Origin of the sequence: Tsukamurella ocularis (genome assembly GCF_965138335.1) — a bacterium.
GTDB lineage: Bacteria > Actinomycetota > Actinomycetes > Mycobacteriales > Mycobacteriaceae > Tsukamurella > Tsukamurella ocularis_A.
Genome location: NZ_CBCSDV010000009.1, coordinates 93,031 through 103,980 on the forward strand (window position 1 = coordinate 93,031; position 10,950 = coordinate 103,980).

Here is a 10,950-nt window from a genome sequence, read left to right on the forward strand (position 1 = left end):
GCTACCTCCGAATGTACCGGCGCTTCAGGCGTCCGCGCCGCCGCGCGCTGCCCACAGTGCCGTGAGCTCCGCCGGTGACCACGCCGGCCACCGGGCACTCCCTGCGGGCTGACCGCTTGAGAATCGGGCGACGATCCGCGGGCCGGACGAGTGCGAGTTGTCGTAGCAGGTAGCGGTATACGTGAGAGGGATCGCTTCGGCGGCGAGCTGCCACAGTCGTCGGTACCGGTCCCGGATCTTCGCCTCGGGAACGGAATGCCCTCCCGCTTGGACTCGGGTGACGACGCGATTCACCGCAATGTCTTCGGGAACCATGACGATGTGCAGGTGAACGTCGAATCCGCTTCCCACAGCGGTGTGTACGAATTCGACCTTCGACGGGTGGGAGAACACGGTCTCGGCGATGAAGGGCGTGCGTGACGCGATGAGGTCGGTGCGCTGCGCCTCTGCGATCCGCGCCGCCTCGTAGGATCTGGCCTCGGCTTCGTTCGGCCAACGTTCCTTGGCGATCTCGTCGGCGTTGACGAACGGAAGACCAGGATGAAGTGGCGCGAGAAAACGGGAGATGAAGGTCGACTTTCCTGCGCCGTTCGAACCGATGACCAAGTGAAGGATGCTCACTCGGTGTCCCTCGTCAATTGCCTGACAGTGCCGTCGGGTCGCCGCTCGATCAGACGATCTTCATCGTCGATCGACACCGTGGTGACTCCGGCTGCAGACAGTTCAGCGCCGAGATCGGTCGAGGCGAGCATGTCCTCCAACCGCACGGCGGCCTCGGCCTCGAACAGCCGGCCTTCGGATCGGCTCAGCTCCGCGATGGGGAGGTCTCCCGCGGCGGCGGCTTCGATGCGGCGGCGCATCGCCGAATCGTGAATCGTCATGTTCCTGCCGACACGAGCCCAATAGTTGATCTGCTCGGCCACGGAGCGACCATCCGAGGGGGCTTCGGCGCGTGCGTCGGCGACGATGTCATCGGCGATGCGGGTGGGGTGCGGCATGGTGCCTCCTCGGCGGGTCCACTATCTCTGTAGCACAATGCTACGCCGGGGTCGGCGCTCCGGCCACCAGGGTTTTCGGTGGCCGGAGCTCCGGTGGCGGCTACTTCAGCGAGACCTTCGCGCCGCCCGAGAACATCGAGTCGTGCAGCTCGATGGTGGCGGGTGCGGCGTCCTTGGGCATGTCGAAGACGACCTTGACCTGCACCGTGTTGCCGGGGTTGATGTTGTCCCACACGGGCACGTCGGAGTCGCCGAGCGCGATCTGCGCCATGGAGTCCGACTCGAACGAGCGACCCTGCGCGTCCTTCACCTTCTGCGACGACGGGCTGAAGTCCTGCGGCTTGGTGCCGATGTTCTTCACGGTCATCGCGACGATCACGAACTGGCCCTGCGCCTTCTTCGCGAGGTACGGGTTGTCGCCCACCTCGGCGAGCCCGGTCTGGACGCCCGTGACGACGAACTCGAACTTGCCGTCGCGGACGGGGGTGTTCAGGCCGGCGGCCTTCGGATCCGACTTCGCGGCGGCGGCAGTGGTGTTGCCGGCGGCGGTCGCCTCGTCCTTGTCGCCGCCGCCGGTCGCGACGGACACGACCACCAGGAAGGCGATCACCGCGAGCACGATCCACGGCCACTTGCGCTTCTTCTTGGCAGGGGGAGGCGGCGGGGTGCCGTACGGCGCGGGCTGGCCGGGGTTCGGCTGCCCGGCGTAGGGCTGGCCGGGCTGCTCGGGCTGCAGCGGGAAGGGCTGCTGAGACATGACGAATCCTCGATTCTTGGGATCAGTGAAGTCGACGGGAGGCGGGAAGTGCCTCACGTCGTGAGTGGAGCCCTCGGCTCCGGTGGATCAGGTCGACGGTGCGCGGACGGCGCCCGTCAGAAGTGGTGACTGTTAGTTCACGTCAGAATGCGTGTGCGTGCGGTCATTTCATCCTCCCCAGGACCTGATGGATGAAGCATCGCATCGCGCACCGACAAGTTTCTGCGGGCGGCCTTCGGCATCGCGGTAGTCTCGGGTCAGCGGTTCGACGGAACTCTCGCTCAGGGCAGATCCCCTCCGCACGATCATTCGTGCTGTCCAGGGGGATCTGGAGTGACATTGCTGCGGGTCACCGCGAACCGGCTGATCGAGGAGTACACCTCGGAGTCGCTCGTGGAGAAGCTGCTGGAACGCATGCTGTTCGACCGCGGCGTCCGCGTGGGTGACGCCGAACAGCGATCGTGGGGCAACAGCCTGCCGCACTTGGCGCGCGATCTTCGGCACGGCGGCCTCGGCGACGTCGAGATGCTCATCGAGTACAAGTTGCCGCTGTCCTCGCGTCGCGTCGACGTGGTCCTCGCGGGTGTGCACCCGGCCACCGGTGCGCCGTCCTACGTGGTGGTCGAGCTGAAACAGTGGTCGTCCGCGGCCCTGTTCGAGGGCGATCCGAGCATGGTGACCGTCCCTCATCTCGGCGGTCCGGTGCTGCATCCGGTGGCCCAGGTGGCGGGGTACTGCGAATACCTCGCGGACTTCGCCCGCGCGTTGCGCGACCAGGCGGATCCCCTCACGGGCATCGCCTACCTGCACAACGTCCACGACCCCGGCGCGGTGGCCGATCTCGATGCCTACCCGGCGACGCCCGCGGGGCGCCTGTTCACGGGGGCCGACACCGACGCGATGCTCGCCTACCTCCGCACCCGGTTGACGGCCGGGGCGCCGTCGGGTTACGCGGCCGATGCCCTGTTGAACTCGCCGGCGGCACCGTCGCAACAACTGCTGGCGGTCGCGGCCGAGGAGGTGCGCGAGCGGCAGGTCTTCCACCTGATCGGCAACCAGCGGCTCGCGGTCGACCTGGTGCTGCACGACGTGGAGCGGGCCCGGGCCGCCGATACGAAGCGGGTGCTCGTGGTGACGGGTGGGCCCGGGAGCGGTAAGAGCGCGATCGCACTCGCCCTGCTGGGCGATCTCGCCCGACGGGGCCGGACGGTGCTGCACGCGACCGGATCCCGGTCGTTCACCACCACCCTGCGGCAGGTAGCGGGCGCGAGGTCGCCCCGCGTCAAGGCGATGTTCAAGTACTTCAACCAGTTCGTCACCGCGGACCGGAACGGGCTCGACGTACTCATCCTCGATGAAGCGCATCGGATTCGAGAGACTTCTGCCAACAGGTACACACGCGCGATCGACCGCACCGGGCGTCCACAGGTGGACGAGCTCATCGCCGCCACGCGCGTTCCACTCTTCCTTCTCGACGAGCATCAAGTGGTGCGTCCAGGAGAACTGGGGTCACTGACGCAGATCCGCGCCTACGCGGCGTCCCTGGGGCTGGAGACGGTGCACATCGCCCTCGACGACCAGTTCCGGTGCGGTGGCAGCGAGCGCTACGTCGAATGGGTGCTGGACCTCGTCGGGCTCGGCGAGCGCGCGCCCTTGACGTGGACGGGGGACGACGGTTTCGACGTGCGGATCGCGGAGTCGCCGTGGGAGTTCGAGCGGATGCTCGGCGAGCAGCGGGACAAGGGCTACTCCGCCCGCATGACCGCCGGCTACTGCTGGCCGTGGAGCGATCCCACCCCCGAGCGGACGCTGGTGCCCGACGTGGTGATCGACGATTGGGCCCGGCCGTGGAACTCCAAGTCCGAGCGACGGATGGGCGATGTTCCGCCGTCGCAGCTGTGGGCGACCGAGGACGGCGGCTTCGGGCAGGTCGGCTGCGTCTACACGGCACAGGGATTCGAGTACGACTGGAGTGGCGTCATCCTCGGGCCGGACCTCGTCTGGCGCGACGGTCGATTCGTCGTGCGCCGCGACGAGAACCGCGACCCCGGACTGAAGTCCAAGAAGAGCCTCACGGACGTGCGGTTCGACCTGCTGATCCGCAACACGTACAAGGTGCTGCTCACCCGCGGCATGGTCGGCACCGTTCTGTACTCCACTGATGAAGAGACCCGCGAGGCGCTGCGGCGCCTCGTGCAGCAGTAGCAACGAAACGAGCTCGGCCCGACAGGCTTCCGCGTAAGGACATGCCTCCACCCGATGCGAACCTTGAAGGGCGCATGGGCAATGGCGGCATGGTTGATAACTATCGGCGAGGACTATCCGCAACACCTTCAGTACGCGCTTGAGAAAGGCTATTGGGATTTCGCCGATAGCCGGAGGAAGGTCCCGATCCTCGCGGAGGACTATTTGGTTTTCCGATATGCCGCAGGTTCCGTCGCCGGCATCTTCCGCGCTCGCGGAGGGACCTTTTCTCTCCGGGACAGCGATGGGCACGCGCTGTACTCGGACCGGGATCCCATGTGGGATACGCCCAAGGAATTCGAATACTACTATCGCGTGCACATGGATCCCGTCAGCGTCACGCCGATACGCGAAGTCACGACTGCAGAGATTCGTGCAGTGTTGGGCGCAGACCCTCGAGCTTCGTACATGTTCCAGTCCCCGACGAGGTTCGTCGGGGATGCCGAGGCCCTGTTGGTAGAGGCATTCTATGCACCCGCCGTCGACCTTGCACCGGGCTGGGACGGCCCGCTCGTCGGCGACAATCTCGAGCACGATGGAGGCGGCGACGCGACGAGATCGAAGCGACTGGCTTGGGTCGCCTCCCGTGAAGGTCAGGACGAGTTCAGGGGCCGCCTACTCAGGTCCTACGGGGGGAGGTGCGCCCTGACTGGTACCGCGGTCGAGGATTCTCTGGAGGCTGCACACATCATTGAATGGCGGTCCGGCGGCGTGAATGACACCTGGAACGGAATACTGTTGCGTGCAGATGTTCACAGGCTTTTCGATCGCTCGTTGATTCGAATCAGATCGCGGAACCGCGTGGATGTGGACCAGAGTCTTGTCGGTACGGAATATGCTTCTCTCTCCAAGTTGATCGTTCCCGCCGACGTCAACGATCGCCCCGCTCCGCACGCCCTGCGATGGCGGTGGGAGAAGAAGAACAAGCGCTCGATCGAGGCATTCTGACGCGTTGACGATTGCCGGTGCGACAGCAGTCGGGGTGGCGCGCAGTGCAATGGAGGGCGCCGTCGACGTCGGTCTCGCGTGTGTCCGGCGTGCGTGGCGTTGGTGGGCGTGGGCGGACACGAAGGCCGACCGCAGCCTTGACGAGGAGGCGCTGCGCCGGCTCCTCTCGTCAACGACCGCTCCCTCGCCGGTCTCCCGTTCGCCGCATCCCTCGGGGCGCCCGTCACAATCGGAATGTCGGGAACGCGGCCGGTGGCGGCGCTGCGCGTGGTGTGAGGGCCGCCGATGCGAGCGAGCCGCGACTGATCGTATGAACCGTGGATAGAGCGATCGCACAGCAGTCCTAGCAGGCGCGCACGCACGTCGCGACTCCGTCCTAGACTCGAGCCATGACCGCTGCGACCCGACCACACCTCCTTTCGCTGGAGGAGTGGCGTGCCTTGGGGGAGGACACGGCGTCGCGCGTGGAGCTTCAGGAGGGGGTCCTGATCGTGTCGCCACGGCCGAGCTCGAAGCATTCGCTGGCACTGTCTCGGCTATGGGCCGTTCTCGATGCCGCCGCCCCTGAGCAGTACGCCGTGCGCGAGGAGATCGACGTGATCCTCGACCCACGGACACCGGCCACCGTCCGCGTTCCCGACGTGGTGGTGCTACGCGAAGGAGCGCAGGAGCCGTACTCCGCGGCCGATGTGCTGCTCGCCGTCGAGGTGCTGTCGCCCGGCACGCGTCGGGTCGACCTCGTGATGAAGCGGAGCGAGTACGCCGACGCAGGCATTCCCCACTACTGGATCGTCGACCTCGACACGTCCACGCTCGAAGCGCTCGTTCTCTCCGGCGACGGCTACGAATCCGTCACGGCGACAGGGACGTACGCGGTCTCCGAGCCGTTCGCGGTCACCGTCGACCTGGCCCGCCTCGCGTAGCAGGCTCGGTCCGGGTGTCCACGCCGACGGGGAGCGACACCCGGTACCCGGCGGTCACATCACCGGTGACGGTGGCCAATTGGTGGGCGGCGCCGTCCTCGCCGAAGACGCCGTCGGAGGTCAGCGACACTCGGCTCAGAGTCCTGATGGACGATTCGTATCCGGCGGTGGCGTAGACGGCGTCGCACACGTCCTTCGGGAACGCCAGCTGCGAGGTGGCGATCGCCTTCGTGGAATCGGTGATGTCCGCGCGGTCGCGGTAGACCTCGAAGTGAATGTGCGGCCACCGGCCCTCGTAGCAGGCGGGGAAGACACTGGTGAACCGAACGACACCGGCACTGTCGGCGATCTGGACGCCGCGCAGGTAGTTCTGATCGGTCGCGCCCTCGGTGTACAGCGAGTACCGACCCTCCCGGTCGCAGTGCCAGACGTACACGGCCACGCCGGCGAAGGGCACGCCGCCGTTCGCGAGGTCGCGCACCGTCAGCTCCAGGTCGATCGCGACGCCCTCGGCGGTCCCGCGCATGTCGCCGAAGCTGGACCTGATGTCGCTGCGGATCACGCCGGCCTGCTCGAGGACGTCGGGCCCGTTCGACCCGTCGCCGGGGTAGGGGCCGGCGGTCTCGTCGGGGATCTCCGCCAGTGCCGCCGTGCCCGCCGCGGACGCCGACGAGGACGAGGCCCCGGGCGTCGTGGTCGCGTTCGTCCCGCACGCGGCCAACCCGAGCCCGAGAGTGCCGATTCCGAGCATCGAGAGCATCCGCCGTCGGCTGGTCAGGGTTCCGAGGTCGAAGCCGAGTCCCTGATCGACGACCTCCTCGTCCGGTCGGGGCAGAGTGCGTCCCTGGTACTTGCGGCGCATGACGATCCTTTCGGGCGGGGCCGATCCCCGCGTCGAAATGAACGCTAACGACCGTTTCGTCCCTTCGTCTCCGATGTCGCTGTGAACCCGCTGGGAGCCGGAAGATGTCGGACCTCGGCGATAGCGTGCGGGCAACGTCGAAGGGGGAGCGATGTCGGACCTGCAGCCACTGCTCACTGCGCAGATCATCCCGCCCGAGCGGGCGTCGGACTACCTGCGCGCGATGGACATCGAGGTCGAGGACCTCTACGCCGCGGTCGCCGAGGGCGTGCGCTGCGCGGAGGAGCTCGATCACTTCGCTCCGCCCACGGCGCCGGGTCTCGTGCGCTGGATCGGTGTGGTCGCTGCGCTGCGCCGCCGGCTCGCGGCCACGGAGCGCTGGTTCCCGGACGATCGTCGCGGCCAGCCGATCAGCCGACACATCGAGAGCCGCCGCACCCTCGCGGTCATGAGCGGTGACTGGGCCACGGGGAGTCCGCTGTCGGCGTTCGGCCCGCACACCGCCCGGCGCAAAGGGCGCGCCACCGCCGATTCCTTCCGTCCCGACGAGGTGCTGTTCCCGCTGTCCGACTTCGGCCCCGTCCCGCAGGCCGACGGTGCGCTGTCCGGAACGTGGGTGCTCCTGTACCGCACCGACGGTGAGGCGATCCATCTGGAAGTGTCGCAGCCCGCGGGGTTCGACTCCGACGCCGGACAGTTCACCGGTTGGGCGGTCCGGGTGATCCTCGACGACTGGTGGCCGGGGGAGCGCCGCCCGGTGAGCGGGCTGGGGGCCGCCGTCGACCTGCAACTCGTCCGGTCGGTCGCCTGAGCGATCCCGGTGGGCTGGCCGAAACGGGGCCGCGCACCGTCGGACATGCGGTACGCATGGTCCATGCCTGAGCGGATCCTGCCCCTGACCTCCACCATGCAAGACGAGCACCTGTCGCTGGCGACGCTGCTCCGCCACGCCACCACCTGGTACGCGGATGCGGCGGAGGTGGCCACGTGGACGCCCGAGAAGACGACCCGGATGAGCTTCGGCGAGATGGGGCGCGAGGCCGCCCGCCTCGCCAACGCGCTGAAGGCGCTCGGAGTGGTCCCGGGCGATCGGGTGGGCACGTTCCAGTGGAACAACAACGAGCACATGACGGCGTACGTCGCGATCCCCGCGATGGGCAGTGTGCTGCACACCATCAACATCCGACTCTTCCCGGACCAGATCACCTACATCGCCAATCACGCTGCGGATCGCGTGATCATCGCCGACGGCAGCCTGATTCCGCAGCTCAACGCCGCGATCGGCGGCATGACCACCATCGAGCACGTGATCGTGGTGGACGGCGACCCGAGCCTGGTCGACGCGCCGTCGGGCGTGCAACTGCACGCCTATCGCGAGCTGCTCGACGCGCAGGGCGACGAGTACGACTGGCCCGACATCGACGAGCGCGCGGCGGCCGCCGCCTGCTACACGTCCGGCACCACCGGCGACCCCAAGGGCGTCATGTACAGCCACCGGAGCATCTGGCTGCACTCCACGGCGGTCTGCGCGAGTTACGGCCTGGGGATGGGGCCGAACGACACCGTGCTGCCGATCGTGCCGATGTTCCACGCCATGAGCTGGGGCACGCCGTTCGGGGCGCTCATGTCCGGCGCCTCGCTGATCCTGCCGGACCGCTACCTGCAGCCCGAGCCGATGACGCGCCTCCTCGCCGAGGAGAAGCCGACCATCTCCGCCGCCGTGCCGGCGGTGTGGATCGGCATCGTCAACCACCTGGACGCGCATCCGCAGGACATCAGCCACCTGCGGCACATCGCGTGCGGCGGCTCGGCGGTGCCGCTCAGCCTGGCCAAGGCGCTCGACCGGCACGGGGTACAGATCGTGCAGGCCTGGGGCATGACGGAGACCTCCCCGCTCGCCAGCATCGCCTGGCCGCCGCGCGGGGTGACCGGCGAGGACGCGTGGGCCTACCGGAACACGCAGGGCCGCTTCTTCCCGGGCGTCCAGGGCAGGCTCGTCGACGACCTGGGTGCCGAGGTGCCCGCCGACGGCGCGACGCAGGGCGAGGTCCAGGTGCGCGGACCGTGGGTCACCGGGAGCTACTACAGCCCCGAGGGGGCCGAACCGGTGGGCGCCGACAAGTTCGAGGACGGCTGGCTGCGCACCGGCGACATCGGCAAGCTCTCCGCGGACGGCTACGTGACCCTCGTCGACCGCTCGAAGGACGTCATCAAGTCCGGCGGCGAGTGGATCAGTTCCGTCGAGCTCGAGAACGAGGTGATGGCGCACGCCGCGGTGCTCGAGGCGGTGGCGATCGGCGTGCCCGACCCGAAGTGGGACGAGCGGCCCCTGGTGGCGGTCGTGCTCCAGCCGGGCGCCGCGGTCACCGTCGCTGAGCTGCAGGAACACCTCGCCGGGAAGTTCGCGAAATGGCAGATCCCCGACAATTGGGCGTTCATCGCGGAGGTGCCCAAGACCTCCGTGGGGAAGTTCGACAAGAAGGTTCTCCGGGCCCGGCACGCCGCGGGCGAAGTCTCGGTCGTCCACGAATAGATACTCGGACGGGCGTGTCAGAACACCTGGGGTTGACACGATGATGCATTCTGAAAGGCATGCCCGAGCAGTCTCACGATCCACGCTGGGTCGCCGCTGCTAATTGGGCGGCGGCCGGCGGCTTCGGTGTGGGCGCGATCGCCCAACGCGAAGGGGTCACCCGGATCGACGCGCTGCTGGCGGTCGCGGATGAGTGGACGCGGTATCCGCACCTGTTCACCACGCCGCCCGCCGCGGTACCGCCGGTCGGCGTGGAGCAGTGCCCCGAGTGCGGGATCTGGTTCTCGGACGTCGAGGCGCACCGCGTGGTGCACCGACGGAGCCGCCAACGACCCAAGCCCGCTCGCGCCCGCCGCGCGACCCGGCAGCGGACCGTCGAGCCGGGGCGGACGAGGCCCGCGCGCCCACGTGCCTCTCCGACGGCCCTGGACGGCGCCCTGGAGCCTCCGCCGCCCGGCCGGGGGGTCCCGTTGACCGAACTGCCTCCCGACGCGCCCTGGAGCAGCTGGGCCGAGGCGGCCAATTGGGCCGCGGCCAACGGGCTCGGGCCCAGTCGGCTCGCGGACCGGGTGGGCACCGACGCGGCCTCGGTGACGGTGGCGATCATCGATGCGTGGAGTCATGACCCCACGGCGTTCACCGTGCCGTCGGCCGTCAACGCGCCGGGCGGTGCCCTCAAGCAGTGCCCGGCGTGCGGCCTGTGGTTCGCGAGCGTGGACAACCACGTCGCCGCGCACGGTCGGATCAGCGGCCGGCGGCGGGGCTCATCGCGCACGCCGTCACGGTGGGGTGCTCGGCCCGAGCACGACGGGCACGCCGCGCCGCGCACCGCCTTCGAGCACGCGATGGAGCGCGAGGGACTGCTCGATCACTACCTCGAGCTGCGCCGCTGCGTCCTCGAGCACCTGAGCCCGGCGCAGTTCCGCACCCGCATCGACTCCACGGATCAGCGCGTCGCCGACCTGCTGGACCGGATGGCGGCGTTCGACGACTACGCCGACTCGCTGGGCGACCTGCTGCGCTCGCGCCCCGGCCGGCTCGACGACGACGGGGACCGGGTGCAGTGCCACCTGTGCGGGCTGTGGATGGCGATGCTCGCGCCGCACCTGGCGTCGCACCGGATCGATGCGCAGGGCTACCGCGATCGGTTCGGCCTGGCGGCCGACGACGCACTCGTCTCCCGCAGCATGGTCCCGCAGCGCCCGCGCGCGCCCCGGCGGGCCGCCGGAACCGCCTGACGGGTCCCAGCGAACCCCCAGGCGGCGCCATGCTCGGGCGCAGGCGGGAGCGTCAGGCTACTGGCATGACGAAGATGAAGAAGTTGATCGGATCCGCTCTGCTCGGCACGACCGCGATCGGGGGACTCGCCACCGTCGGCGCCGGGGCCGCGGCGGCGGCACCCGACCCCGGCCGGCCGGCCGCACCGAACGCCGGACAGGGCTCCCGCCCCGCCACCGCGCCCGCCGCGCGCCCCGCCCGGCCCGCGGCCAACCAGGTCCCGCGCACGGCCGCGCCCCGGCCCAACGGCCAGAACCCGGCGTGGCGACCGGGCCCCGTCTACCGGCAGGGCGCGTGGCACACGCCCGTCTGGGACCAGGGACGCAACCACTGGGGCTTCTGGCTCGGGCCCGTCTGGATCCCGGTCGGCTGACCGCCGACACCCGCCTGCACCCGAACCTGTCGGG

11 protein-coding genes are annotated in these 10,950 nt (G+C 69.0%); 7 read left to right on the forward strand and 4 right to left on the reverse strand.

Going from position 1 to position 10,950, the window contains the following annotated elements; all coding sequences use genetic code 11:
* Positions 1 to 24: 24 nt before the first annotated feature.
* The 3 genes from ACNAYW_RS10600 to ACNAYW_RS10610 form a co-directional block, all read right to left on the reverse strand.
* On the reverse strand, positions 25 to 621 hold the full coding sequence (locus ACNAYW_RS10600) for an AAA family ATPase (RefSeq protein WP_415849657.1): 597 nt from the start codon (positions 619 to 621) through the stop codon (positions 25 to 27).
* Positions 618 to 998, reverse strand: coding sequence for a TA system antitoxin ParD family protein (locus ACNAYW_RS10605; RefSeq protein WP_415849658.1), 381 nt, complete (start codon positions 996 to 998; stop codon positions 618 to 620). The genes ACNAYW_RS10600 and ACNAYW_RS10605 overlap by 4 nt, the downstream gene beginning before the upstream one ends.
* Before the next feature lie 100 nt (positions 999 to 1,098).
* Entirely contained in the window at positions 1,099 to 1,755 is a 657-nt protein-coding gene (locus ACNAYW_RS10610; RefSeq protein ID WP_415849659.1) for a DUF4352 domain-containing protein, read from the reverse strand.
* A 333-nt stretch (positions 1,756 to 2,088) separates the two neighbouring features.
* Between ACNAYW_RS10610 and ACNAYW_RS10615 the strand changes: the two genes are divergently transcribed.
* The 3 genes from ACNAYW_RS10615 (at position 2,089) to ACNAYW_RS10625 (ending at position 5,870) form a co-directional block, all read left to right on the forward strand.
* Positions 2,089 to 3,960, forward strand: a complete 1,872-nt coding sequence (locus ACNAYW_RS10615) for a DNA/RNA helicase domain-containing protein (protein ID WP_415849660.1) — start codon at positions 2,089 to 2,091, stop codon at positions 3,958 to 3,960.
* A gap of 54 nt (positions 3,961 to 4,014) precedes the next feature.
* On the forward strand, positions 4,015 to 4,947 hold the full coding sequence (locus tag ACNAYW_RS10620) for an HNH endonuclease (protein ID WP_415849661.1): 933 nt from the start codon (positions 4,015 to 4,017) through the stop codon (positions 4,945 to 4,947).
* Positions 4,948 to 5,336: 389 nt separating this feature from the next.
* Entirely contained in the window at positions 5,337 to 5,870 is a 534-nt protein-coding gene (locus ACNAYW_RS10625; RefSeq protein WP_415849662.1) for a Uma2 family endonuclease, read from the forward strand.
* On the opposite strand, the gene ACNAYW_RS10630 is transcribed toward ACNAYW_RS10625, so the two are convergent.
* Positions 5,842 to 6,732, reverse strand: coding sequence for an intradiol ring-cleavage dioxygenase (locus tag ACNAYW_RS10630; protein WP_415849663.1), 891 nt, complete (start codon positions 6,730 to 6,732; stop codon positions 5,842 to 5,844). The genes ACNAYW_RS10625 and ACNAYW_RS10630 overlap by 29 nt on opposite strands.
* A gap of 151 nt (positions 6,733 to 6,883) precedes the next feature.
* On the opposite strand from ACNAYW_RS10630, the gene ACNAYW_RS10635 reads away from it, so the two are divergent.
* From ACNAYW_RS10635 to ACNAYW_RS10650, 4 genes are all read left to right on the forward strand, one after another.
* Positions 6,884 to 7,543: a hypothetical protein gene (locus tag ACNAYW_RS10635; RefSeq protein WP_415849664.1), complete on the forward strand. Its 660-nt coding sequence runs from the start codon at positions 6,884 to 6,886 to the stop codon at positions 7,541 to 7,543.
* Positions 7,544 to 7,606: 63 nt separating this feature from the next.
* Positions 7,607 to 9,265 (forward strand): long-chain fatty acid--CoA ligase, encoded by a 1,659-nt coding sequence (locus ACNAYW_RS10640; RefSeq protein ID WP_415849665.1) that lies wholly within the window; start codon positions 7,607 to 7,609, stop codon positions 9,263 to 9,265.
* 59 nt (positions 9,266 to 9,324) lie between these two features.
* Positions 9,325 to 10,503, forward strand: coding sequence for a MucR family transcriptional regulator (locus ACNAYW_RS10645; RefSeq protein ID WP_415849666.1), 1,179 nt, complete (start codon positions 9,325 to 9,327; stop codon positions 10,501 to 10,503).
* Between the two features lie 65 nt (positions 10,504 to 10,568).
* Positions 10,569 to 10,916: a hypothetical protein gene (locus tag ACNAYW_RS10650; protein ID WP_415849667.1), complete on the forward strand. Its 348-nt coding sequence runs from the start codon at positions 10,569 to 10,571 to the stop codon at positions 10,914 to 10,916.
* The last annotated feature ends 34 nt before the right edge of the window (positions 10,917 to 10,950 follow it).